This window comes from Tsuneonella sp. HG222, assembly GCF_053819185.1.
The window spans coordinates 1,789,934-1,813,336 of the sequence record NZ_JBSOQZ010000001.1 but is presented as its reverse complement, the minus strand read 5'-3'; the positions used below and the strand labels follow the sequence as shown (position 1 = coordinate 1,813,336).

Here is a 23,403-nt window from a genome sequence, read left to right as displayed (position 1 = left end):
CGCGCGCACGCGAAGCCTTAACTCGCCCCCATGCAATCGACGAACGACATCCGCCGGGCCTTCCTCGACTACTTCGGCGCCGCCGATCATCGCGTGGTGCCTTCCGCGCCGCTTGTCCCGTACAACGATCCCACGCTGATGTTCGTCAATGCGGGCATGGTGCCGTTCAAGAACGTGTTTACCGGCCTGGAAGCCGCCCCGGCTCCGCGCGCCGCCAGCAGCCAGAAGTGCGTGCGCGCGGGCGGCAAGCACAACGACCTCGACAATGTCGGCTATACCGCGCGGCACCTGACCTTCTTCGAGATGCTCGGCAACTTCAGCTTCGGGGACTATTTCAAGGAACGGGCGATCGAACTCGCCTGGGGTCTCGTCACCAAGGAGCTTGGGCTCGACAAGGACCGGCTGACGGTCACGGTCTATCACACCGACGACGAAGCCTGGTCCTTGTGGAAGCGCATCGCCGGGCTGCCCGACGAGCGCATCATCCGCATTCCCACCAAGGACAACTTCTGGGCCATGGGCGCCGATGGCCCCTGCGGGCCGTGTTCTGAGATCTTCTGGGACTACGGCCCCGATGTCGTCGGGGGGCCTCCGGGCTCGCCGGACGAGGACGGCGATCGGTTCGTCGAGGTCTGGAACCTCGTCTTCATGCAGCACCTGCAGGAAGCCGACCAGATCGTCGGCGATCTGCCGCGCCCCAGCATCGACACCGGTATGGGGCTGGAGCGGATTGCCAGCGTCCTGCAGGGCCAGCGCAACGTGTTCGACACCGACACCTTCCGCACGCTGATCTCGGCCAGCGAAGACCTGGTCGGGGCAAGCGCGGACGAAGCCTCGCTCGCCAGCCACCGTGTCATCGCCGACCATCTGCGTTCGACCAGCTTCCTGATCGCCGACGGGGTGCTGCCGTCGAACGAGGGACGCGGCTACGTGCTGCGCCGGATCATGCGGCGCGCGATGCGCCACGCGCACCTGCTGGGCGCCAAGGACCCCCTGATGCATCGCCTTGTCCCGACCCTGGTGGGCGAGATGGGGCAGGCCTACGCGGAACTTGGCCGCGCGCAGGCGCTGATCGAGGAAGTCCTCGAACGCGAGGAGACTCGCTTCCGCCAGACGCTCGAAAAGGGGCTTCGCCTGCTGGACGAAGCGACCGGCGAGCTGGGCGAGGGCGGCGAACTCCCCGGCGAAACGGCCTTCAAGCTCTACGACACTTTCGGTTTTCCTTACGACCTGACCGAGGATGCCCTGCGTGCCCGCGGGATCGGCGTCGATCGGCCCGGCTTCGATGCGGCGATGGCGCGCCAGAAGGCGGCTGCGCGGGCCGCCTGGAAGGGCTCGGGCGCGGCGGCGGACGACGAGATATGGTTCGACCTGGCCGAACGCGAAGGCAGCACTGAATTCACCGGCTATGCGTCGACCGAGGGCGAGGGCCGGGTGGTCGCGCTGGTTGTCGACGGCAAGTCGGTCGACCGGGCCGAGGCGGGCGCGGATGTGACGGTGCTGACCAATCAGACGCCATTCTACGGCGAAAGCGGCGGCCAGACCGGCGATGCCGGGTGGATCGCGGGTCCGGCCGATCTGGCGATCACCATTGCCGATACCTCAAAGCCCCTTGGTCGGCTCCATGCGATGCGCGGCACGATTGACCGTGGGAGTATCGCGGTGGGCGATACCGTGCACCTGACCGTCGACGCCGCGCGGCGCGACCGGATCCGTGCCAACCATTCGGCCACGCACCTGCTGCACGCCGCGCTGCGCCATCACCTGGGCGACCACGTGACGCAGAAGGGATCGCTCGTCGCCGACGATCGCCTGCGGTTCGACTTTTCGCATCCCAAGGCGCTGGCCCCGTCCGAGCTTGCCGCGATCGAGGCCGAAGTGAACGCCGAAATCCGCCACAACGAGGCCGTCGGCACGCGCCTGATGAGCCCGGACGACGCGATCGCGGCGGGCGCGATGGCGCTGTTCGGCGAGAAGTATGGCGAGGAGGTGCGCGTACTGTCGATGGGCAGCATGCGCGACGCGGGCCAGACCTACTCGGTCGAACTGTGCGGCGGTACGCACGTGCGCGCAACGGGCGACATCGGCCTGTTCCGGATCGTTTCCGAAAGCGCCGTGTCCAGCGGCGTGCGGCGGATCGAGGCCCTGACCGGCGAGGCCGCGCGGCAGTGGATCGTCGGGCGCGAGGAATCGCTCAAGTCGATCGCGGCGACGCTCAAGACATCGCCCGATGATGTCGAGTCGCGCGTTGCCGCATTGGTCGACGAGCGGCGCAAGCTGGAGCGTGAACTTGCCGAAGCAAAGAAAGCTCTGGCGCTGGGCGGCGGGGTCGGCAATGCTGCCGGTTCGGCCGACGAGGACATCGCCGGAATCAAGTTCGCCGGGCAGGTAATCGAGGGGCTGAACCCCAAGGACCTGCGGGGATTGATTGACGAAGCCAAACAGCGCCTGGGTTCGGGCGTCGCGGCGATCGTTGCGGTGAACGACGGGCGGGCGACGGTCGGAGTGGGCGTGACCGCCGACCTTACCGAGCGTCACGATGCCGTGGCGCTCGTCCGGGTCGGTGTCGGCGCGCTGGGCGGTCAGGGCGGCGGAGGCCGGCCCGACATGGCGCAAGGCGGCGGACCGGACGGCAACAAAGCTGCCGAAGCGATCGCCGCCGTGCGCGACGCCCTTACGCGCGAGACCGTCTAGCTATCGATTGCCGTGGCTTGCGCGGCGGGTCGAACCTTCCGCGCCAGCCGGCAGGTCGGTCGTCTTGATGTTGTGATCGGTTACCTGGGGCCCTTTGATGGTGCCCTTGTTCTCGTCCGTCTGGTTCTGCGGGTGGGGGTTCGGGGCGGCATCGGGCCGCTGCTTTGCGTCGCTCATCGCGTCTCTCCTTCGCCTAACCAATCCTTGGCACCGTCGAAAGGTCCGGCGTGCGCGGAAGAACTCGGCTCGCGGACGAAAAATCGCGCCGGTCGGCGTCAGGGCTGCTCGCCCGCCGTGCTGGTGCGCAGCTTCGGCTTGTGCTCCAGCGCCGCGCCTTCGCGAATGGACTCGCGGAATTCGTCGCGCTTCTCGTGAATCGAGGCGATGACAGGCCCCATCGCCACGCCGAGTTCGACCAGCACTGCCTCACTCAACTGCAGGCTCGCCTCAAGAGTCTCGGGAACAGCCATCGTGGCCCCGCTGCGATACAATTCGGCGGCGTGAAAGGTATCGCGGGCGCGGGCGAGGATGGGAAGGTCGGGGTAGGCGGCGCGCAGCTTGCGCACGATGCGCTGCGCCAGGACAGGCTCGTCCATCGTCAGGATCACCGCAGGAGCCGTCGCCAGGCCCAGGCGTTCGAGCGCGGCCGGGCGTGCCGCGTCGGCGAACATGGCGGGATATCCCGAACGGCGGGCAGTTGCGATCAGGTCGGCATCGGAATCGATCGCCAGGTAAGGCCTGCCATGCACCGTGAGCATGTCTCCCACAAGGCGCCCGACCCGGCCGCAGCCCACGACGATGACGCGAGGCTCCGCAAAGTCGGCATCGAGATCGTCGGGTGTCGCATTGGGCTCGACCTTGCGCGCCACCACCTTTCCGAGCCGCGCCAGCAAGGGGGTCACGGTCAGGCCGATGGCGGTGACGATCTGCCAGAACTGAGCGGTCTCGGGTGCGATGAGCAGCGCGCTGGTGGCCGCGGCAAGGACGATCAGGGTCGTCTCGCTGGGGCTGGCCATGAGCACGCCGGTTTCCGCTGCCGTCCCCCGCCGCGCGCCCATGAGGCGCAGCAGGAAGCCCGTGATGACCGCCTTCAACGTCAGCACGGTGACCACGGCAAGGAGGATCGGGCCCAGGTTGGCCCAGAGTGCGCGCAGATCGATCCCCATGCCGACGGTGATCAGGAAGACGCCCAGCGCGAGGCCCTTGAACGGCTCGATGATCGCCTCGACCTCGGAGTGATATTCGGTCTCGGCAATAAGCAGCCCGGCGATCAGCGCGCCGACAATCGGCGACAGCCCGACGAGTGTCGTGGCGAGGCTGGCTGCGATGACGACCAGCAGACTGGCCGCAAGGAACAGCTCCGGGCTCTTGGTCCGCGCTGCCTGCGCGAACAGCCGGGGCAGCGCGAGGCGCCCGCCGATCATCATCACCGCCACAACCAGCACACCCTGCCAGATCGTGGTGAACAAGCCGGACCACCCCTCTTGGCCGGCATAAGGCGCCAGTGCGCCGAGCGTGAAAATGATCGGCACGATGGCGATATCTTCGAACAGCAGCATCGAGAGTGCCGCGCGCCCGACCGGCGTCTGCGTCCCGGCGATCGGAAGCACCAGCGCGGTGGAGCTGAGGGCGAGGGCGAGGCCGAGGCCCAGCGCGCCGCTCCATCCCTGGCCCATCGCCGCGAGCCCTGCGGCGATCAGCGAGGAGATGATGCCGAGTTCCAGTGCGCCCAGCCCGAAGACCAGTTTGCGCATCGTCCAGAGGCGATTGAACGACAGCTCCAGCCCGATGGTGAAGAGCAGGAGGACGATGCCGAACTCCGCGAAGGGAGCGAGCCTTTCCTGGTCGGAGATGGTGAACCAGTAGAGCCACGGCTGATCCGGCACCAGGCGGCCAAGTCCGAACGGCCCGACCAGAAGACCGATCAGGATGAAGCCGATGACGGGGGTTATCCTGAAGCGGGCGAAAACCGGGATGACGATCCCCGCGGCCCCGAGGATCACCAGCGCATCGGACATCATGGGGGAGATGGCTTCGCCGTGCATAGGGGTTGGTCTATGGCAGTCCTTCGATGACAGACTCAACGGCAGATGTGATAATTGTCGGGGGTGGCCCGGCGGGGATGATGGCCGGCTATCTGCTCGCCCGGGCCGGCGTCGGTGTGCGGGTGCTGGAGAAGCACGCCGATTTCTTCCGCGATTTTCGCGGCGACACGGTCCACCCATCGACCATGCAGGTCCTCGACGAGCTGGGTCTGTTGCAGCGTTTCCTGCAAAGGCCGCACAACCAGATCGACCGTGCGGAGATCGATTACAACGGGCGGCGGCTGAACGTGGGCGACCTGTCCCACTTGCGGATGCCCGCGCCGTTCATCGCCATGATGCCGCAATGGGACTTCCTCGATTTCCTGCGCACGGAAGCGACGCGCTTTTCCGGTTTCGCCTTGCAAATGGAGGCCGGGGTGGAAGGACTGCTGACGAAAGACGGCCGCTATTGCGGCGTTCGGTTGAAAGACGGGGAGGAACTGGCTGCCGCAAAGCTCATCCTGATGTGCGACGGCCGCGATTCGCTGGTCCGCACGCTCCTGCCACTGCAATCGCTCGGCGCGCCGATCGACGTCCTTTGGTTCGCGGTCCCGAAGACGCGGCCCGGCTCAACCTTGCGCGGGGTGGTGCGCGCAAACCGGCTGTTCGTCGCGATCGATCGCGGCGACTACTGGCAGTGCGCGGCGGTCATCGCCAAGGGCGGGGCCAAGAACATGAAAGCGCGGGGAATCGCGCAATTCCGCCAGGAGGTGGCAGCCGCGCTGCCCGCGATCGAGGATATCGATGCCGCTCTGCCCGATTGGGACGCGGTAAAGCTGCTCTCCGTATCGCTCGACCGGCTCACGCAGTGGAGCGCGCCGGGCCTGCTGGCGATCGGCGACGCGGCGCACGCGATGAGCCCGGTGGGCGGTGTCGGCATCAACCTGGCGATCCAGGATGCGGTGGCGACGGCCAACATTCTTGTCGCGCCGCTGGCAAGGGGCGAGGCGGTCGATGGCCTGCTGTCAAAGGTGCAGGACAGGCGCATGTGGCCCACTAGGGTCATCCAGGGCGTCCAGCGCCAGGCGCATGAACGCATCCTGCGGCCCTTGGTCGAGGGGCGGGCGGATATGCCGCGCGATCCGCCGGCGGCTCTCCGATTGTTGGAGCGCTTCCCCCTGCTTCGGCGCATTCCCGGCCATTTCATCGGCCACAGCCTGCGCCAGGAACACGTGCGCTCTCCTGCGGCGGCGGACTAGCCCCCGCCGGGACCGCCCTGGTGGAGCGGCGCGGGACCGTTGGGCAGGTCGCCGGTCGGCGAGCCCTTGTCCCATTCGATACGATAGAGATCGAACCTCCGGTCGGCGAGGTTGCGAACGGTGCCTTCGGCCCGGGCCCAGGAAAGATCGGCAAGGTTCACGTCGCTGATCGTCAGCGTCTCGACGTTCTCCGTCGCTTCCGCGGCTATGCCGTCACGCGCGAAGGGGAAATCGCACGGGGTCAGGATGCAGCTTTGCGCGTACTGGATGTCCATGTTGGCGACGTTGGGCAGGTTGCCGACGTTGCCGCTCAGAACCATGAAGCACTGATTCTCGATCGCGCGGGCCGCGCAGCAATATCGCACGCGCATGTAGCCCTGCCGGCTGTCGGTGCAGAACGGGACGAAGATGATCCGGGCACCCTCGTCGACCAAACGGCGCGAAAGTTCGGGGAATTCGCTGTCGTAGCAGATCTGCACGCCGATCGGTCCGCAATCGGTCTGGATGACGTCGATCGAATCCCCGCCGCGGATGTTCCACCAGTAGGCTTCGTTCGGCGTCGGGTGGATTTTCTCCTGCGAATGGATCGATCCGTCGCGCAGGCAAACGTAGGCCACGTTGTGGATGTCGCCATCGTCCATGCGGGTCGGATGCGAGCCGCCGATGATGTTGATGTTGAACTTCAGCGCCATCTCGGACAGCGCTTCGCGGATGCGCGGGGTATAGGTGCTCAGCTTTTCGATCGCCTCGATCGGTGTCAGTTCGCGCGCTTCGGCGCTGAGCAGCATGACGGTGAACATCTCTGGGAAAAGGATGAAATCCGCCTCGTAATCGGCTGCCACGTCGACGAAATATTCGACCTGCCCGATGAATTCCTCGAAGTCCTTCACCGCGCGCGCCTGCAGCTGGCAGGCCGCGATGCGGACGCTTTCCACCCCGCGAGGGACGCGCATCTTGGCGCTCCCTTCCTGGTCGACGAAGGGATTGCGCCACACCATGTGCACGGCAAAGCCCCGCGAGAGCGTGTCCTCGGGCAGATATTTCGGCAGGATTGCGATGGGCTCGAAGCCATTGGCCAGCTGGAACCGCAGGACCGGATCGTGCAGCTTGCCGCTGAGGACGTGCTCCAGATAGGTCTCGGGATTGCCGACCTTGCGCCACTGGCGCCGCAGGTTGGGCATGCGTCCGCCGAACGCGATGCCCTTGAGTTCCAGTTGTTCGGCCAGCTTGCGGCGTTCTTCGTAAAGGCGCCGTCCGATGCGGGTGCCGCGCACTTTCGGATCGACGCACATCTCGTACCCGTAGAGGAAGTCTCCGGTCGGATCGTGCCGGCTGCCGAAGCCGTTGCCGGTGATTTCGTCCCAGGTATGCGGGCTGAGCGCCTTTTCGGCGGCAATCCGCATCGATGCGCAATAGCCGATCGTCTTGCCGTCGAGCACCGCGACGAAGCAGCCCTCGGGATAGTTGTTCAACTGCCCGCGGATCTCGCCCAGCGTATAGGGTTCGAAGTCGCCGTACACGCGCTTGACGAGCGCCGAAATCGGGCGCGCGTCGGCCGGCACGGCCTGCCTGATCTCGAGCCTTGCGGTGCCCTTGCGTTCCGCCATCAGCGCGTCAGGCCCAGGATGACATTTCCTTCTCAAGCCCTTCGACGATCGTCTCGAAGAACTGCTCGGTGGTCATCCAGGCCTGGTCCGGCCCGATCAGCAGCGCGAGATCCTTGGTCATCTTGCCGCTCTCGACGCAATCGATGCAGACCTTCTCCAGGGTCTCGGCGAACCGCACCACGTCGGGCGTGTTGTCGAAGCGGCCGCGATAAATGAGGCCGCGGGTCCAGGCGAAGATGCTGGCGATCGGATTGGTGCTGGTCGCCTTGCCCTGCTGATGCTGGCGGTAATGCCGGGTGACAGTGCCGTGCGCGGCTTCGGCTTCCACCGTCTTCCCGTCAGGCGTCATCAGCACCGACGTCATCAGGCCGAGCGAGCCGAAGCCCTGCGCGACCTGGTCGGACTGCACGTCGCCATCGTAGTTCTTGCAGGCCCAGACGAACTTGCCGTTCCACTTGAGGGCGCTGGCGACCATGTCGTCGATCAGGCGGTGCTGATATTCGATACCCGCCTCGGCGAACTTTTCCTTGAATCCTTCGGTTTCGAACACTTCCTGGAACAGGTCCTTGAAGCGCCCGTCATACTTCTTGAGGATCGTGTTCTTGGTCGACAGGTAGACCGGCCACTTGCGGTCGAGACCGTAGTTGAAGCTCGCCCGGGCGAAATCGCGGATCGACTCGTCGAGGTTGTACATCGCCATCGCGACGCCGGGTTCCTTGAACTCGAACACGTCGAGATCGATGTTCTTGCCGTCGGCCCCTTCGAACACAAGGCGCAGCTTGCCCGCGCCGGGGATCAGGGTGTCGGTCGCGCGGTACTGGTCGCCGAAGGCATGGCGGCCCACGACGATCGGGTCGGTCCAACCGGGGATCAGGCGGGGCACGTTCTGAATCACGATCGGCTCGCGGAAGATCGTGCCGCCCAGGATGTTGCGGATCGTCCCGTTGGGGCTCTTGTACATGTCGTGGAGGTCGAATTCCTCCACCCGCGCCTCGTCGGGGGTGATCGTCGCGCACTTCACGCCAACGCCGTACTGCTTGATCGCGTTGGCGGAATCGATGGTGATCTGGTCGCGGGTCTCGTCGCGTTTCTCGACCCCGAGGTCGTAATACTTCAGATCGACGTCGAGGTAGGGCAGGATCAGGCGTTCGCGTATCCACTGCCAGATGATCCGCGTCATCTCGTCGCCGTCGATCTCCACGATGGGGTTCGCAACCTTGATCTTCTGCATGAGAGTCCTGTCTGTTCGGGAGTGAGGCGGAAGGATTTGCGCGTCCTTACGAAGCGGACGGGGGGAGCGCAAGGTGCCGCCTCGGCTCAGGCGAGACGGGTCGCCTCGACCAGTTTGAGCAACGCCGACGGAACCATCCTGGCCAGCGCGAGAGCCGGCGTCGCCAGGGCAGGATTCTCGCCCGCTTTCCACGCTGCTTCGGCCCAGCGAACCGGTGACTGGGCCCGCTGCGCAAAGCCTGCCTGCCACTGCGGGGCGCCTTGCGCGCTGCCTGACAGCCATGCCTCCGCCGCCGAGATGCCGCTGGAGAGAGCGATGTCGATGCCTTCCCCGGCCAGCGACGGGATGACCGCTGCCTGGTCTCCGATGCGGAAAAGTCCCGGCTCGGTCGAAGTCGCGATCCAGCCGTAGGGGACCGATCCGATGGTATCGATCTTCGCGTCGTGCCAGCCGGATTCGAGCCGGAGCGCGAAGTGGCCGTGCCGCTTCGCGAGGTCTTCCAGCAGGGCTTCCGGGCTCCCACCGGTCTCAGCCAGCAGCGACTTCCGGACAGCCATGCACAGGTTGGCGCTGCCGCCTTCCTGCAGCACGATGCCGGCATAGCCCCCGTCGAACAGGTGAAGTTCGATCTTGCCGGCAAGGCGGCGAGCCAAGGTAGGGGAGGGCTGGAGCCGGAGCCGCACCCCGAGCGCGGGATCGGTGCTTTCGCGCGGGCGGGACGCTCCGCGCAGGTCGTGCTTGCCGGTGGCGAGGAACGTGCTCTCGTCCGTCAGTTCATCCGTGTTCCGCACATTGCGCACTGCAAAGCTTGCGCCTGCTGCCCGGGCCAACCCGCGCAAGGCGGTATCGAGGGCACGGCGTGACAAGCCCCAAGCCGCGTGCGGCAGGGCGACCTCCACCGGGCTGCCCGTCCCGAAGAGCGCGAGCCGGCCGACGCTGTGGGCGCCAAGCCTTTCCACGTCGAGCCCGAGACCGGCCAGCCTTTCCGCCGTCTTCCAGCTCAGGAACCCCCCGCACAAGGCGTCGCCCGGAGACTCGTCGCGGTCGATGAGCAAGGGGCTCGCGCCGCCGCGGGCGAGCGTAATGGCGGCGGCGCAACCGGCCGGCCCGGCGCCGACGATCAGTGGATCTTTTCGACGCACAGGCGAAACGGAAAGAAGCGGCGAACGCTGGCGCCGGAGACGCCGGCTTCGACTAGAAGGGGTGGCCATTCGCCTGGGCGATAGCTGCGGGCAATCGACATCGTCCCATCGAGGCGAACGACGCGATGCCAGCCCATCAGCCGCGCCAGCACAGGGTACCCGGCATGGGCGAACCCGTGCCGATGCAGGTCGTTGACGAACCAGCCCGTCGCGGCCTCGCGATCCATGAAGCGGAGGAAGGACACGAGTTGCTCGTGGCTCATGTGATGGGCCACCAGGCTAGAAACGATGAAGTCGAACCGCTCCGACTTCAGATCGTGATAGTCGCCCGCCAGATAGCGAATGGGCAGGTCGCTTTCATGCGCCTGTGCAGCGGCCAAGCTGCGATCGTTGAGGTCGATCCCGGTCAGGTCCGCCTCGATGCCGCGCCGGGCGGCCCAGCGGGCAATCCGCCGCAGCATGTCGCCGTCGCCGAAACCTACGTCGAGCAGGCTGAACTTTTTCCTGTCGCCCACGGCCCTCCGGAGAAAGCCGAGCGTGGGGCGGTAGGCGAGCGTCAGGCGATTGACCTTCGCCAGATCGGACAGGACCGCGTGATAGGTCGACTCCGCCAGCGCGGGATCGTCCATCAGCTCGTCGGCCTCGAGGCGGCTAGCCAGCATCGTCTTCGATCCAGCCGAAGCGGAAGCCTTCCATCGCCAGGCCCGGCCCGAAGGCGAGGGCAACCCCGCTCGGCGGCCGCCGGGCCAGGATCCGTTCGAGCACGAACAGGATCGTCGCCGAGGACATGTTGCCGAAGGCCCGCAGCACTTCGCGCGAATCAACGAGGGCGTCCGCTGGAAGGTGGAAAGCACGCTCGACGGCGTCGAGGATCGAGCGGCCGCCCGGGTGCACCGCCCATGCGGAGATGGCCGATGCCGGCTCGCCGCCGGTGATGCGTTCGGCCAGTTCGGGGTCGGCCAGTGCATGGGCCAGCCGGGCGGGAACTTCGCCCGATAGGTTCATAACGAAGCCGTTGTCGCCGATCTGCCAGGTGATCAGGTCGCCGCTTTCCTCGAGCGTGGCGGACAGACCCTCGCCGATCGCGAGGCCCGGCCCTTCGGTAGTGATCAGCGCCGCGGCCGCGCCATCGGAAAACTGGGCCATGGCCAGCATCTGTTCGAGCCCGGCGTCGCCCTGCAGGTGCAGGCTGCAAAGCTCCGCTGCGACAACCAGCACGCGCGCGCCAGAATTGGCCTTGGCGAGGTGGCCGGCGGTGCGCAGGGCGGTTGCCCCGGCATAACAACCCATGAACCCGATCAAGACCCGCTCGACATTGCCCGCGAGGCCGAGTTCGCGCGCGATCACCTGGTCGAGGCCGGGCGCCATGAAGCCTGTGCAGCTTGCCACGACGAGATGAGTCACCCCCTCCAGTGAAGGCAGGCGGCGCGCGGCCTCGAGCGCCAGCTTGGGGGCCTCGCGGGCATAGATCGCCATGCGTTCGGCCGTTCCCGGAGCCTCGCTGCGTGCGTAGAAGCGCCCGGGGGCCAGCCGCGCTTCTTCGCCCAATATCGACCAGCGATGTTCTATGCCCGAGCGTTCGGCCATGCGCTCGAACAGCTTCTTCTCGCGCGGGTCGGCCAGATGCTCGACCGCCCAGCGACGATAGTCCTCGTCGACGTCCGTTTCGGGGGAGGCGATTGCCAGCGCCACGATGCGGGCGACCGGGGGTAAGCTCGGCATGTCCGGGAAATAGGGCGCCGGCGATCAAATGATAGGCGCGGGCAACAAAAAAGCGCCGCATTTCGCGACGCTTCTTCGTAAGCCGGCGATGGTGGGCGTACCAAGGTTCGAACTTGGGACCCCTGCGATGTCAACACAGTGCTCTACCGCTGAGCTATACGCCCATCGCCGGCAGGCGCGCCCATTAGCGGGCGGTTTCGGCGGGTGCAAGGGGCTTAGAGCGAAACGCTCTGTGCATCCTCGAACATGCGCTCAACCTCGAGGACGAGGTCCTTGAGATGGAAGGGCTTGGACAGCACCTTGGCCTGCGGCGCTTCCCGGTTGGGCCGCAGCGAAACCGCGGCGAATCCGGTGATGAACATGACCTTCGTCTGGGGGCTGACCTCGGCGCACCGCTGGGCCAGTTCGATCCCGTCCATCTCGGGCATGACGATGTCGGACAGCAGAAGATCGAAATCGCCGCCTTCAAGCAGGGGCAGGGCCATTGTTCCGCGGTCCACAGCGTAGACTTCGTAACCGGCGTTCTCGAGCGCCCGCGACAGGTAAGTGCGCATCGCCTGGTCGTCTTCGGCCAGCAGGATACGGATCATGGCGCTATTCCTCGTTGCTTGGGGTCCCCATACGCCGCATTGGTTGAAAATTCCTCCCCCTTCGTGGCTTGTGACCAGCTTTGACACACCCCCGCGCAAACGGCACTGAGTGACCCTGAAAATGCGCGAATCGACGATGGATCAGCCCACGGCAGACGCGGGGGGAACGATACCCGGCACCGCCGGCGATGCGGCCTTCACCATTCGCCGCGCCGTGCCTTCCGCCATACCCGTGGTTATCGCCGTTCCCCATGCGGGCCGCAATTATCCGCAATGGCTGCTCGACCGGATGCGCGAGCCGCATGCTGCCGGGTTGCGGCTGGAAGACCGCTATGTCGATCTCCTGGGAGAGCAGGTCGCTGCCGCAACGGGCGCGGGGTTGATCGTTGCGGAAGCTCCTCGCGCAATGATCGACCTCAATCGCGCGCCGGACGACATGGACTGGGATATGCTGGCAGAAGGTCGCCCGGAGGCGGCGATCCTGCGGACCGGCCGGCGGGCGCGGGGCGGGCTGGGCCTGGTGCCGCGGCGCCTTCCGGGCATGGGAGAAATCTGGCGCGGCAGGATGAGCCAGGACGATCTCGAATCGCGCATCGCCGGGGTACACGCACCGTATCATGCCGCCTTGGCGCTCGAACTGGCCGATGTGCGCAAGCGCTGGGGCTGCGCGCTGCTGATCGATCTGCATTCGATGCCTCCGCTCTCGGCGCGGCGCGGGACGGCGGCGGCGGAATTCGTGCTGGGCGACAGGTTCGGCAGTTCGTGCGCCGGTGCCCTGTGCGCGGCAACCTTCGACCATTTCGGAACCGAAGGGCGGCGCACTGCGCACAACCGGCCCTATGCGGGCGGGTATGTGCTCGACCGCCATTGCGCCCCGTCGCGCGGCATCCACGGGTTCCAGCTCGAGGTGTGCCGTTCGGCCTATCTCGACGCCGGCCTGCGCGAGCCGGCTGCTTCGCTGCAGAGCGTCGGTGATCTCATTTCGGGGCTGGTGCGGAGGCTGGCGGACGAGATGGCCGCGCTCGCCCGCCCGATCGCCCTGGCGGCCGAGTAGCCCATAAAAAACCACCTCGTGCAAAAAACACGAGGTGGCCAAGGTTCAGGGAGGAGGCGCACCGAAGTGCACCTATCCAAGCGGGCCATGAGGGAAGCGCCGCCCGGACAAGATCGATTTAAGCAAACGGGCCCGCCTCTTCAAGAGGCGAGCCCGTCGCAATTTGTCGCGATTTCGGCTCAGGCCGACGCTTCGACGGCCTCGGTATTGGCGTTGCCGACCGGCGCGCTGGGCTTCCAGCCCTGCTCGACCTGGCGCGCGAAGACGTTCCGCATGTTGTCGAGCGAGAACAGGTGCGCGTAGATCAGCGGGAGCATCCCGTTCTTGTTCCAGGTGCGCAGGACGTCGCCCTTCATGTCCTGCAGCTTCTCCTGATTAACCATCAGGAAGCCGCGGTAGACGTAGGGGGTGTCGGGCTCTTCATTGCGCTGAATGGCGACTTCGCCTTCCATCAGCAGGTCATGCTTCTTGAGCTCTTCGATGAAGGCCTGCGTGCGCTGGCCGGCTTCCTCGAACGACTGGCAGAACTGCAGCACGCCCTTGGTATGCTCGGTCGGCTGGTCGCCATCGAACAGGGCCTCGCCCTCGTCGCCTTCGCCAATCAGCCCGCTCGAAGGATCGAAGCACAGGGTCATGTCCTGCGAGTCGGCGTTCATCCGTGCGAGGAGATAGGGATAGCGGCGGACGTAGGCCGGCACGTAGAACGGGCCCTTCGCGGCGCCGTCTTCTTCGAAAAAGGTGTTCACGCCTTCGTTCAGCGCCAGCAGCGCCAGCGGGACGGGGCTGTCGCCCGACGAGAAGACGATCGGGAAGTCCCGCATGGCCTGCACGAACTCGTCCGACGTCAGCGGAACGGCGTGCTGCTTGGCCACCCAGCCGGCACGGTCGGTCGAACGGGCGCGGAAGTTGGAGTGATCCCGGCTGTTGAGCGGGGTGAGGTCCTTGTAGAACATCGGCAATTGGGCTTGCGGCGCGCTGGCCATCTTACTCTCCGAATTTCAAATGGTTGCGGTGGTCCAGACGTTGGTGCCCGGCACGCGTGAAGCGCGCGCTTTAGTGGCTTGAGGCTTCCGGCGCAAGCGGCACGAGTTTTCCGGGGTTGAGGATCCCGAGGGGATCGAGCGCCTGCTTGACCGATCGCATCATCGCCAGGTGGACCGGGTCGCCGAGCCTGCCGAGCTCGTCGCGCTTCAACTGGCCGATGCCGTGTTCGGCGCTGATCGACCCGTGCCATTCCGTCACCATTTCGTGGATCTGGGCGCTGATGGCCTTGCCGTCCCCGGTCATCCATTCGAGCGGTTCGGCGCCGCGCGGCGCGATGACGTGGAAATGGACGTTGCCATCGCCCAGGTGCCCAAACGCGAGCGCCTCGGTGCCCGGCCAGGCCGCTTCGATCGTTGGCCCCGCAAACTCGACAAAGTCGGGCATGCGGTCGACCGGCACCGATATGTCGTGCTGCACGGCAGGGCCCTTTTCCCGCTCGGCCGGGGCGATCGAATCGCGCAGCAGCCAGAAGGCGTTGGCCTGGGTTTCGTTCGCCGCGATCACGGCATCCTGGAGCAGCCCGCGCTCGAACGCCGTTTCGAGCATCCGTTCCGCCATGGGGCCGAGCGCTTCGGCTCCTTCGGCGCTTTCGGCGACGATTTCGATGAGGGCGTGCCACGTGTGATGGCCTGCGAGGGGGGGGCGAGCCCCGGAAAGATGCTTCACCACATCGTCCAGGGTCTGCTGGGCCAGGACTTCGAACCCTTCGAGCGCATCGCCAGCCGCTGCCTGGCAGTGAAGCAGGAGTGTGCGCGCCGCGTGAAGTGAGGTCACGCCGGCCCAGATCACCCGCCGGTCGGTCAACGCGGGCATCAGCCGCAGCGTGGCGGCGGTGACGATTCCCAGGGTTCCTTCCGATCCGATCAGCAATTGCTTCAGGTCGAAGCCTCGATTGTCCTTCTTCAACGGGACCAGCGCGTCGAACACCGAACCGTCGGCCAGTACGGCTTCGAGACCCAGAACCTGTGCCCGCATCGAACCATGCCGCAGCACCTGCGTGCCCCCGGCGTTGGTCGAAACAAGGCCGCCCACGGTGGCAGAGCCCTTGCCGCCTAATGTCAGGGGAAACCTCAGCCCCTTGTCCTCGGCGCAGTCGTGCAAAGTCTGCAGGATCACCCCGGCCTCGCAGATCGCTTCGCGCGCCGCGGGATCGATCTTGCGGACGGCATTCATGCGCCGCAGCGAAAGCACCACGGCATCGCCGCTTTCGTCGGGCGTGGCGCCCCCGCACATGCCGCTGTTGCCGCCTTGGGGAACGATGGGCACGCGGTGTTCGGCACAAAGCCTGACGAGGTCCGCAACCTGGGCAGTGGAATCCGGTGAGGCGAGCGCAATCGCCTTTCCGGTGTATCGACCGCGCCAGTCGGTCAGCCAGGGGGTCACGAGTTCGGCGTCTGTCGTCAGCCCGCGTGGGCCGAGCAATTCGCTCGCTCGGGACAGGAAGTCAGCGTGTCGGCTCATGCCGGTGCTTTGCCAGCGGTGCCATGGTTTGCAAAATGCAAACTGCGGATTAAGCGGGCATTCAAGCGCATGGCTTATGGAGCTCACAGCGGCGGCGTGGCTGCTCGCAAACCGAAAGCCCGATGGACAGCCTGACCGCCCTCATTCTCTCGCTAGCTCTGCTTGGCATCGCGCCGTCAGCAACCGATGGCGAGACCGCGCGCAATGCGCGTGAGCCCGAGCAGGCCCCCGCCATGAGCATGCAGCGGATGCCGGGCGCCTTCGTCACGATGGAAAGCTTCACGGTCCCCCTGGTGCAGGGCCAGGTGCGCATCGAGCAGCGGGTCATCATCCGCATCGCGCCGAGTTCGCCCGCGGTGCGCGAGGAGATGCTCGCCCGCCTGCCGCGGCGCGACATCGCGACCCAGTTTCACGAGGTGAAGGACGACAGGTGCATGCCATTGTCCTCGATTGCCGGGGTCGCGCCGGTGCAGCCCAACCGGCTGCTCCTGTTCATGCGCGACCGCCGCATCCTGAGCGCCTCGCTCGACCGGGCGTGCGACGCTCAGGCGTTCTACTCCGGCTTCTATGTCGAGCGCAGCGAAGACGGCATGATGTGCGCCGGGCGCGACATGCTCAAGTCGCGGGCCGGCGCGAGTTGCGAGGTCGCGCAGTTCAACCGCCTGGTGGCGGTGCGCGATTGAAGCGCCTCATCGGCCACCTTTCCTTGACTTTTCGCCCCCTGAGCGCATAGGCCGCGCCCTTCGGCGCAGGGCGGAACGCCGGACAATCCCATGTACTGGACATTATGACGATGAAATTCGCCGATCTCGGCCTGTCTGACGAGCTGCTGCAAGCTGTTGAAGCTGCCGGCTACACCGAGCCGACGCCCATCCAGGCGCAGGCCATTCCCCAGGTCCAGATGATGAAGGACCTTATCGCCATCGCGCAGACGGGCACCGGCAAAACCGCCAGCTTCGTCCTGCCGATGATCGACATCCTCGCCCACGGCCGCCGCCGGGCGCGCATGCCGCGCTCGCTGATCCTCGAGCCGACGCGCGAGCTCGCGGTCCAGGTAGCCGAGAATTTCGAGAAGTACGGCGTCAACCACAACCTCTCGATGGCGCTGCTCATCGGCGGCGTGCAGATGGGCGACCAGGTCAAGGCTCTGGACGAAGGCGTCGACGTGTTGATCGCCACGCCGGGCCGCCTGATGGACCTGTTCGGTCGGGGCAAGATCCTGCTCACCGGGTGCGACCTTCTGGTGATCGACGAAGCCGATCGGATGCTCGACATGGGGTTCATCCCCGACATCGAATTCATCTGCGAGAAGCTCCCGGCCAACCGCCAGACGCTGCTTTTCAGCGCGACGATGCCGCCGCCGATCAAGAAGCTGGCCGACAAGTTCCTCACCAATCCCAAGTCGATCGAGGTCGCGCGGCCCGCGACGGCCAACATCAACATCGCCCAGCACAAGGTCGCCACCAGCAGCCGCGGGAAGGGCGATACCCTGCGGCACCTGCTGCAGAACGACGATGTCTCGACCGCGATCATCTTCGCCAACCGGAAGACGACCGTGCGCGAGGTCAACAAGACCCTGCAACGCTTCGGCTTCCGCTCGACCGAAATCCACGGGGACATGGATCAGGCGAGCCGGATCAAGGAACTCGACCGGTTCAAAGGCGGAGACGTGAACATCCTCGTCGCCAGCGACGTCGCTGCGCGCGGGCTCGACGTGAAGGGCGTAAGCCACGTCTTCAACTACGACACTCCCTGGCATCCCGACGACTACATCCACCGGATCGGCCGCACGGGCCGCGCCGGGGCCAAGGGCCGCGCGTTCACTCTGGTCACGCCCGAAGATGCCGAGGCGATCTCTAACGTGGAGAAGCTGACCGGGCTTTCGATCCCGATATACGAGATGGGCGGCGAGGCGCGCGAGCCAAAGCAGGAGCGCCGTGAGAGGCCTAAGCGCGAGTCCCGCACCGACGAGCCGCGCGAAGCGAAACGCGCCCCTCGCGAGGAAGAGCGCGAATCCCGCGAGGAAGTGCGCGCACCGCGCGAAGACAAGCGCGAACCGCGCCGCGAGAAGCGCGAACGTTCGTCCGAACCCAAGGCCGGCCCGCGGCCTGCCCGCCCGCCTGAGCCGCGCCGCAGCGATCCGGCTGACGACGATCAGTCCGCGCCCGGCGAATGGAACGGTCCGGTCCCCGGCTTCCTGTCGAACACCGCGCTCTGATTTAACCCGGCGTTAGCCATCCCCGCCTAGGCTGGCGGGATGGCCGGCCTGCTTTCCTCCACTCTGGCAGTCGCGACCGCGCTGGTTCCGGCGTTGGTCGTTTTCGCCTTGGTGTCGTTTCTCACCAAGCGGGCGGGGGCGCTGACAGCGCTGCGGGCCGCGTGGCGCGAAAGCACGACCAACCTCGCGCTGGTCGCAATCAATTCGATCCTGCTTGTGGGGCTGATCGCGCTGGCAACCGACGGCTTTCATGACCAGTTCCGGCTGTTCCCGCAGTTGGCCGACTTCTGGCAGCGCACGCCCGAACTCCTACTGCTGCTGCTCGCGCTGCTGATCGACGAGTTTGTCGTCTACTGGCGCCACCGCGCCGAGCATCATCCGCTGCTCTGGCCGATCCACGCCACGCACCATTCGGACGAGGCGATGACGTGGCTCACGCTGTTCCGCAAACATCCGCTGAGCCACCTGTTCGGCAATCTCGTCGATGTCATCCCGCTGATCCTGCTCGGTTTCCCGGCCTGGGCCGTCGCTGCCTCGGCAGTGATCCGCACCTGGTGGGGCTATTTCATACATGCCGATCTGCCGTGGACATTGGGCGTGTTTGGCAAGGTCCTCATCTCGCCCGCAGCGCATCGGCTGCACCACATCGACGACGAGCGGCTGATGGGTCAGAACTTCGGCGGCCTCTTCTCCATCTGGGACCGCCTGTTCGGCACTTTCGACGATGCGAGCGCGCACCTGCGCTGCAAGACCGGCATCGCCGGCGGCTCGCGCCCTACGCTGGGTGAACTGGCGCGCCCGCTGGAAGCGGCCGCCGGGCGCCTGAGCAGGGGAACGATCAGGCCGGCTTGACGAAGCTGTCGATCACCCGCTTGGTTCCGGCCTGCTCGAACTCGATCTCGAGCTTGTTGCCTTCCTGGTCAATGACCACGCCGTAGCCGAACTTCTCGTGAAACACGCGCGCGCCGATGGCGATGTCGGCGCGGGGCTTGGCCGCGAAGCTGGCTGCACTGCGCCCGGGCTCGGCCAGCCGCTTGGGGGTCGCATCGTAGCCGGTCGCCAGCGCACGCTGCCAGCCGGGGCCGCGGGTCAGGGTGCGGGCGGGCTGCTGCCGCGCGACATTGGCGAAGGGGTCCTCCTGCTCGGTCCAGTTGGCCCGCCACAGGCTTGCGCCGCCGGTCATCGTCGTTTCGCTGTCGACGTGGTCGGCCGGCAATTCGCCAACGAAGCGGCTCGGTATCGAGCTGGTCCACTGGCCGTAGATGCGCCGGTTTGCCGCATGGAGGATCGTGCAGCGCCGCCGCGCGCGGGTAATCGCGACATAGGCCAGCCTGCGCTCCTCCTCGAGCGAGGCGAGTCCCCCTTCGTCGAGCGAGCGCTGGCTGGGAAACACGCCTTCCTCCCAGCCGGGCAGGAAGACATTGTCGAACTCCAGGCCCTTGGCGGCGTGGATGGTCATGATGGTGACCTTCTCCTCGTCGTCGTTGGCGTCGTTGTCCATCACCAGGCTGACGTGCTCGAGGAAATCGCCCAGCGTGTCGTATTCCTCCATCGCGCGGGCCAGCTCGGCTAGGTTATCCGCCCGGCCGGCACTCTCTGCGGTGCGATCGGCCTTGAGCATCGCGTCGTAACCGGATTCGGCCAGCACGGTGCGCAGCAGTTCGCCCGGCGCGGTCGTCTCCGCCAGCTCGCGCCAGCGCAGGAACTGGCCCATGAGCGCGGCGATGGTGCCGCGGGCCCGGGGGGCCAGCTCGTCGCTGTCGGCCAGTTGCAGCGAGGCGGCGGCCAGCGGCATGCCGGTGGCGCGGGCATGGCGGTGCATGGTCTCCAGCGTCTTGGCGCCAAGGCCGCGCTTGGGCTGGTTGTAGATCCGTTCGAACGCCAGATCGTCCTGCGGCTGGGCGATCACGCGCAGATAGGCGAGGGCATCGCGGATCTCCGCCCGTTCATAGAACCGGAAGCCGCCGACGATGCGATAGTTGAGGCCGATCTGGATGAACCGATCTTCGAACTCGCGCGTCTGGTACTGCGCGCGCACCAGGATGGCGACCTGTTCCAGCGACGCGCCTTCGCGCTCGATCCGCTCGATCTCCTCGCCCACCCGGCGCGCCTCTTCAGGCCCGTCCCACACACCGATGACGCGGACCTTGTCGCCACCGTTGCGTTCGGTCCACAGCGTCTTGCCAAGGCGTTCGGAGTTGGATGCGATCAGGCCCGAGGCGGCTGCAAGGATCGGCGGCGTCGAGCGATAGTTCTGTTCCAGGCGGATGACCTTGGCGCCGGGAAAATCCTTCTCGAAGCGCAGGATGTTGGCCACTTCCGCCCCGCGCCAGGAATAGATCGACTGGTCGTCGTCACCCACAACGCAGATGTTCTTGCGCTCCTGCGCCAGCAACCGCAGCCACAGATACTGAACGGCGTTGGTGTCCTGGTACTCGTCGACAAGCACGTACTTGAAGCGCTGCTGGTACATCGACAGCACGTCACGCTCGCGCTTCAGGATGTTGAGCATGTGCAGCAGCAAGTCGCCGAAGTCGCAGGCGTTCAGGCTCTTGAGGCGCTGCTGGTAGAGACCGTACATCTGTTGGCCCTTGCCGTTGGCATAGGCCTCGTTCTCGACCGCATCGAGATCTTCGGGATTGAGTCCGCGATTCTTCCAGCGGTCGATCAGGCCCGCCAGCTGCCGCGCAGGCCAGCGCTTTTCGTCGAGATCGCTCTCCGAAATAAGCTGCTTCAGGAGCCGGATCTGATCGTCGGTATCGATGATCGTGTAGTTGCTTTGCAGACCCACCAGTTCGGCGTGTCTGCGCAACATCCTGGCGCAAATTGAATGGAATGTGCCAAGCCACGGCATCCCTTCCACCGCGTCGCCGATCAGGTCGCCCACACGGTGGCGCATTTCGCGCGCCGCCTTGTTGGTGAAGGTGACGCACAGGATCTCGCTCGGCCAGGCGCGTCGGCTGCGGATCAGGTGGGCCAGGCGCGCCGTGAGGGCGGCGGTTTTCCCCGTACCAGCGCCGGCCAGCATCAGCACCGGCCCTTCGGTGGTCAGCACGGCTTCGCGTTGGGGCTCATTGAGCCCGGCAACCCAGGACGGTGCCTCGCTCGCCGTGGTCGGCAGGGTATCGCTGGAAACGTCGGTCACCCGTGAACAGCTAGGGAACACGCGCTGCGTGCGCAACCCCGGCACCCCGCCGGGCCCGGAACCTGAAGGCGGGAAGCGCCGTTCTCAGGCCCGACAGGAGATATCGAGTTTGGAGATTGTCATGCGTAACTTCCTCTTTGCCGGCGCCGCCGCCATTGCGCTGGCTGCCGTTCCCGCCATCGGTCAGGAGACCGCACCCGTGGCTCAGGCTGCAGCCCCCGGCAGCTACACGATGAGCACGGACCAGCAGACCATGTACGATGGCTGGCCTGCCGAGCAGCAGACCATCTATCTCGACTGGAGCCCGGAATATCAGACCTACTTCTGGACCCTCACCCCGGCCCAGCAGCGCGGTTACTGGGCGCTGACGGACGAGCAGCGCACTCAGGTCTACGAAATGACCCCTGAACAGCGCACGGTTGCCTGGCGGGCGATCGAAGCGCAGCTTGCCGGGGCGACCCCGGCCACTCCGGCGGGTCAGGCCAACCCCCCGGGAACCGGCGTGCCGACCACGGGCGTTCCGGCCCCGCAGTCAGCCTCGCAGGACGTGCGCCCCGCCATGCCGGCCGATCCGGCCTACCAGGGTGGTCCGTACAAGGGCGCGCTGACCCCGCCGCCCGCCACGGCCATGAACAAGGACTATCCGGTCTGCACCGCGAAGATGCAGGACAACTGCCAGAACTCAGGCGAAGGCGGCGCCCCGGGCCGCTCGCGCGCGCTGAGCTACTGGCCGGGCAAGCCTGCCAGCGAATCGTAAGCACAGCGGTTCGTCACCGATGGGGCCGGTCCGCAAGGATCGGCCCCTTTCGTTTGCAAGACTGAAGGATGTACCGGGCAGCTCAGACAGCCGGCAGCCGTAGCAAACTGAGCTTCGCGGAACCCACGTTGCGTTCGCTCTCAATCTCGAGCGACTTGGCGGCAGCAGGCTCGTCCGCCGCCGTTTCCAGACAGACCCAGGTCCCCGCGCCGATCCAGCCGAGCCGCGCGAGTTTGTCGATCGCCACGTTTCCCGCCCCGCTGCGATAGGGCGGATCGAGCAGGATGAGGTCGTAAGCGCGCGTCGGCGGACCGAGCGAAAGAACCGAGCCGGCGATCACATCGCATTGCTGCTGCGCGCGCAGGGCTGCGATGTTGGCGCGCAGGGCCCGGATCGCGGCGGCGTCCTGTTCGACGAACAAGCACGTGGCAGCGCCGCGCGACAGCGCCTCGAGGCCGAGCGCGCCGGATCCCGCGAACAGGTCCGCAACCGCCAGCCCTTCGAAGCTGCCGAGGCGGCTGGCCAGCATGGAAAACAGCGTCTCGCGGGTGCGGTCGGCGGTTGGGCGCGTGGCGTCGCCCGGCGGGGCCTTGAGCTGCCGGCGGCGCCATTCGCCGGCGATTATCCTCACGCGCGGCCTTTCTTGAGGTTGCCGCGGAACCGGTCGAGTTCGCCCTTCTTCACCTCGGCCACCGTGCCGCGCGGCAAGGGTCCGAGTTCGAACGGGCCATAGGACGTGCGCATCAGGCGGCTGACCTGAAGCCCGAGATGCTCGAGCACGCGGCGCACCTCGCGGTTCTTGCCTTCGGTCAGGGTCAGCTCGATCCACTGGTTGCGGCCGGTCCGGCGCTCGAGGTTGGCGTCGATCCGGCCGTAGTTGATCCCCTCGATCGTCACGCCTTCGATCAGGTCCTCGAGCTGGCTCTGGCTGATGTCGCCGAAGGTCCGCGCGCGATAGGTGCGCGGAATGCCGCTGGCGGGCAGTTCCATCGCCCGCTTGAGCTCGCCGTCGTTGGTCAGCAGCAACAGCCCCTCGGTGTTGAGGTCCAGCCGGCCGACCGGCATCAGCCGCGGGGTGCTGCTGGGCAGGGCGTTGCGCAATGCGGTGTAAATCGTCGCCCGGCCCCTGGGATCGCTCTCGGCGGTCAGCAGCCCGCTGGGCTTGTTGAAGCGGAATAGCCGGGTGTCCTCCGCCTTGCCGACCGGCTTGCCGTCGACGGAAATGCCGCGCAGGTCGGGTAGGATCGTGGCCGGGGTCGTCAGTTTCTCGCCGTTCAGCGCCACCCGCCCGTCGGCAATCATCCGCTCGACCTCGCGCCGGCTGGCGACGCCCGCCCGCGCGAGGAGCTTGGCGATGCGTTCGCCCTTGGGCCTGTCGGGAGAGTCCATGGCGCCGCCCTAGCTGTTGATGCCCGGTTCATCCACCCTTCCCATGACGGTCGGGCGCGCTAATCA

At 66.4% G+C, this 23,403-nt stretch carries 20 protein-coding genes and 1 tRNA gene; 7 read left to right on the top strand and 14 right to left on the bottom strand.

From position 1 onward, the window contains the following. Positions 1-30: 30 nt before the first annotated feature. Complete coding sequence (alaS, locus tag ACWPMZ_RS09240) at positions 31-2,694, top strand: alanine--tRNA ligase (protein ID WP_455703716.1); 2,664 nt, start codon at positions 31-33, stop codon at positions 2,692-2,694. Here alaS and ACWPMZ_RS09235 read toward each other — a convergent pair whose 3' ends face one another. Both ACWPMZ_RS09235 and ACWPMZ_RS09230 read right to left on the bottom strand, forming a co-directional pair. Then, a complete protein-coding gene (locus ACWPMZ_RS09235; RefSeq protein WP_455703715.1) occupies positions 2,695-2,871 on the bottom strand; it encodes a hypothetical protein in 177 nt (58 codons plus the stop codon). It lies immediately after the preceding gene. Positions 2,872-2,969: 98 nt separating this feature from the next. Continuing rightward, positions 2,970-4,739 carry a cation:proton antiporter domain-containing protein gene (locus tag ACWPMZ_RS09230; RefSeq protein ID WP_455703714.1) on the bottom strand — a complete coding sequence of 590 codons (1,770 nt, stop codon included), beginning with the start codon at positions 4,737-4,739 and terminating at the stop codon, positions 2,970-2,972. 26 nt (positions 4,740-4,765) lie between these two features. Here ACWPMZ_RS09230 and ACWPMZ_RS09225 point away from each other — a divergent pair, with 26 nt between their 5' ends. Further along, entirely contained in the window at positions 4,766-5,977 is a 1,212-nt protein-coding gene (locus ACWPMZ_RS09225) for an FAD-dependent oxidoreductase (RefSeq protein WP_455703713.1), read from the top strand. Here the strand turns inward: ACWPMZ_RS09225 and ACWPMZ_RS09220 are convergent. From ACWPMZ_RS09220 to cpdR, 7 genes are all read right to left on the bottom strand, one after another. After that, positions 5,974-7,584, bottom strand: coding sequence for a GNAT family N-acetyltransferase (locus tag ACWPMZ_RS09220; protein ID WP_455703712.1), 1,611 nt, complete (start codon positions 7,582-7,584; stop codon positions 5,974-5,976). The genes ACWPMZ_RS09225 and ACWPMZ_RS09220 overlap by 4 nt on opposite strands. A gap of 7 nt (positions 7,585-7,591) precedes the next feature. Then, positions 7,592-8,815, bottom strand: a complete 1,224-nt coding sequence (locus ACWPMZ_RS09215; protein WP_455703711.1) for an NADP-dependent isocitrate dehydrogenase — start codon at positions 8,813-8,815, stop codon at positions 7,592-7,594. 86 nt (positions 8,816-8,901) lie between these two features. After that, the gene (locus tag ACWPMZ_RS09210) at positions 8,902-9,957 is read right to left on the bottom strand and encodes an NAD(P)/FAD-dependent oxidoreductase (RefSeq protein WP_455703710.1); all 1,056 of its coding nucleotides are present in this window, start codon (positions 9,955-9,957) and stop codon (positions 8,902-8,904) included. Then, positions 9,936-10,619, bottom strand: coding sequence for a methyltransferase domain-containing protein (locus ACWPMZ_RS09205; RefSeq protein WP_455703709.1), 684 nt, complete (start codon positions 10,617-10,619; stop codon positions 9,936-9,938). The genes ACWPMZ_RS09210 and ACWPMZ_RS09205 overlap by 22 nt, the downstream gene beginning before the upstream one ends. Further along, complete coding sequence (locus tag ACWPMZ_RS09200) at positions 10,609-11,679, bottom strand: type III polyketide synthase (RefSeq protein WP_455703708.1); 1,071 nt, start codon at positions 11,677-11,679, stop codon at positions 10,609-10,611. The genes ACWPMZ_RS09205 and ACWPMZ_RS09200 overlap by 11 nt, the downstream gene beginning before the upstream one ends. A gap of 89 nt (positions 11,680-11,768) precedes the next feature. Further along, positions 11,769-11,843 (bottom strand) — tRNA-Val (locus tag ACWPMZ_RS09195). A gap of 51 nt (positions 11,844-11,894) precedes the next feature. Then, complete coding sequence (cpdR, locus tag ACWPMZ_RS09190) at positions 11,895-12,269, bottom strand: cell cycle two-component system response regulator CpdR (RefSeq protein ID WP_455703707.1); 375 nt, start codon at positions 12,267-12,269, stop codon at positions 11,895-11,897. 109 nt (positions 12,270-12,378) lie between these two features. Here cpdR and ACWPMZ_RS09185 point away from each other — a divergent pair, with 109 nt between their 5' ends. Then, positions 12,379-13,323 carry an N-formylglutamate amidohydrolase gene (locus tag ACWPMZ_RS09185; RefSeq protein ID WP_455703706.1) on the top strand — a complete coding sequence of 315 codons (945 nt, stop codon included), beginning with the start codon at positions 12,379-12,381 and terminating at the stop codon, positions 13,321-13,323. 179 nt (positions 13,324-13,502) lie between these two features. Here the strand turns inward: ACWPMZ_RS09185 and ACWPMZ_RS09180 are convergent, their stop codons facing one another. Both ACWPMZ_RS09180 and ACWPMZ_RS09175 read right to left on the bottom strand, forming a co-directional pair. Beyond that, positions 13,503-14,306 (bottom strand): SapC family protein, encoded by an 804-nt coding sequence (locus ACWPMZ_RS09180; RefSeq protein ID WP_455703705.1) that lies wholly within the window; start codon positions 14,304-14,306, stop codon positions 13,503-13,505. A gap of 70 nt (positions 14,307-14,376) precedes the next feature. Beyond that, complete coding sequence (locus ACWPMZ_RS09175; protein WP_455703704.1) at positions 14,377-15,828, bottom strand: FAD-binding oxidoreductase; 1,452 nt, start codon at positions 15,826-15,828, stop codon at positions 14,377-14,379. Positions 15,829-15,950: 122 nt separating this feature from the next. On the opposite strand from ACWPMZ_RS09175, the gene ACWPMZ_RS09170 reads away from it, so the two are divergent. The 3 genes from ACWPMZ_RS09170 (at position 15,951) to ACWPMZ_RS09160 (ending at position 18,898) form a co-directional block, all read left to right on the top strand. Next, on the top strand, positions 15,951-16,511 hold the full coding sequence (locus tag ACWPMZ_RS09170) for a hypothetical protein (RefSeq protein WP_455703703.1): 561 nt from the start codon (positions 15,951-15,953) through the stop codon (positions 16,509-16,511). Positions 16,512-16,621: 110 nt separating this feature from the next. Continuing rightward, a complete protein-coding gene (locus ACWPMZ_RS09165) occupies positions 16,622-18,046 on the top strand; it encodes a DEAD/DEAH box helicase (RefSeq protein ID WP_455703702.1) in 1,425 nt (474 codons plus the stop codon). 39 nt (positions 18,047-18,085) lie between these two features. Next, complete coding sequence (locus ACWPMZ_RS09160) at positions 18,086-18,898, top strand: sterol desaturase family protein (RefSeq protein ID WP_455703701.1); 813 nt, start codon at positions 18,086-18,088, stop codon at positions 18,896-18,898. On the opposite strand, the gene ACWPMZ_RS09155 is transcribed toward ACWPMZ_RS09160, so the two are convergent. Next, positions 18,885-21,191 (bottom strand): ATP-dependent helicase, encoded by a 2,307-nt coding sequence (locus ACWPMZ_RS09155; protein ID WP_455703700.1) that lies wholly within the window; start codon positions 21,189-21,191, stop codon positions 18,885-18,887. The genes ACWPMZ_RS09160 and ACWPMZ_RS09155 overlap by 14 nt on opposite strands. Positions 21,192-21,312: 121 nt before the next feature. On the opposite strand from ACWPMZ_RS09155, the gene ACWPMZ_RS09150 reads away from it, so the two are divergent. Then, positions 21,313-21,948, top strand: a complete 636-nt coding sequence (locus ACWPMZ_RS09150; RefSeq protein WP_455703699.1) for a hypothetical protein — start codon at positions 21,313-21,315, stop codon at positions 21,946-21,948. 82 nt (positions 21,949-22,030) lie between these two features. Here ACWPMZ_RS09150 and rsmD read toward each other — a convergent pair whose 3' ends face one another. Together rsmD and ACWPMZ_RS09140 are read right to left on the bottom strand one after the other, a co-directional pair. Then, entirely contained in the window at positions 22,031-22,579 is a 549-nt protein-coding gene (gene rsmD / locus ACWPMZ_RS09145) for a 16S rRNA (guanine(966)-N(2))-methyltransferase RsmD (RefSeq protein WP_455703698.1), read from the bottom strand. Next, positions 22,576-23,337 (bottom strand): pseudouridine synthase, encoded by a 762-nt coding sequence (locus ACWPMZ_RS09140; protein ID WP_455703697.1) that lies wholly within the window; start codon positions 23,335-23,337, stop codon positions 22,576-22,578. Before ACWPMZ_RS09140 ends, rsmD begins: the two co-directional genes overlap by 4 nt. Positions 23,338-23,403 lie beyond the last annotated feature (66 nt).

Bases quoted from the DNA above. Each gene is read 5' to 3' on its own strand.
- alaS (WP_455703716.1), top strand. From the start codon at position 31: ATGCAATCGACGAACGACATCCGCCGGGCCTTCCTCGACTACTTCGGC.
- ACWPMZ_RS09235 (WP_455703715.1), bottom strand. From the start codon at position 2,871: ATGAGCGACGCAAAGCAGCGGCCCGATGCCGCCCCGAACCCCCACCCG.
- ACWPMZ_RS09230 (WP_455703714.1), bottom strand. From the start codon at position 4,739: ATGCACGGCGAAGCCATCTCCCCCATGATGTCCGATGCGCTGGTGATC.
- ACWPMZ_RS09225 (WP_455703713.1), top strand. From the start codon at position 4,766: ATGACAGACTCAACGGCAGATGTGATAATTGTCGGGGGTGGCCCGGCG.
- ACWPMZ_RS09220 (WP_455703712.1), bottom strand. From the start codon at position 7,584: ATGGCGGAACGCAAGGGCACCGCAAGGCTCGAGATCAGGCAGGCCGTG.
- ACWPMZ_RS09215 (WP_455703711.1), bottom strand. From the start codon at position 8,815: ATGCAGAAGATCAAGGTTGCGAACCCCATCGTGGAGATCGACGGCGAC.
- ACWPMZ_RS09205 (WP_455703709.1), bottom strand. From the start codon at position 10,619: ATGCTGGCTAGCCGCCTCGAGGCCGACGAGCTGATGGACGATCCCGCG.
- ACWPMZ_RS09200 (WP_455703708.1), bottom strand. From the start codon at position 11,679: ATGCCGAGCTTACCCCCGGTCGCCCGCATCGTGGCGCTGGCAATCGCC.
- cpdR (WP_455703707.1), bottom strand. From the start codon at position 12,269: ATGATCCGTATCCTGCTGGCCGAAGACGACCAGGCGATGCGCACTTAC.
- ACWPMZ_RS09180 (WP_455703705.1), bottom strand. From the start codon at position 14,306: ATGGCCAGCGCGCCGCAAGCCCAATTGCCGATGTTCTACAAGGACCTC.
- ACWPMZ_RS09175 (WP_455703704.1), bottom strand. From the start codon at position 15,828: ATGAGCCGACACGCTGACTTCCTGTCCCGAGCGAGCGAATTGCTCGGC.
- ACWPMZ_RS09170 (WP_455703703.1), top strand. From the start codon at position 15,951: ATGGACAGCCTGACCGCCCTCATTCTCTCGCTAGCTCTGCTTGGCATC.
- ACWPMZ_RS09165 (WP_455703702.1), top strand. From the start codon at position 16,622: ATGAAATTCGCCGATCTCGGCCTGTCTGACGAGCTGCTGCAAGCTGTT.
- ACWPMZ_RS09160 (WP_455703701.1), top strand. From the start codon at position 18,086: ATGGCCGGCCTGCTTTCCTCCACTCTGGCAGTCGCGACCGCGCTGGTT.
- ACWPMZ_RS09150 (WP_455703699.1), top strand. From the start codon at position 21,313: ATGCGTAACTTCCTCTTTGCCGGCGCCGCCGCCATTGCGCTGGCTGCC.
- ACWPMZ_RS09140 (WP_455703697.1), bottom strand. From the start codon at position 23,337: ATGGACTCTCCCGACAGGCCCAAGGGCGAACGCATCGCCAAGCTCCTC.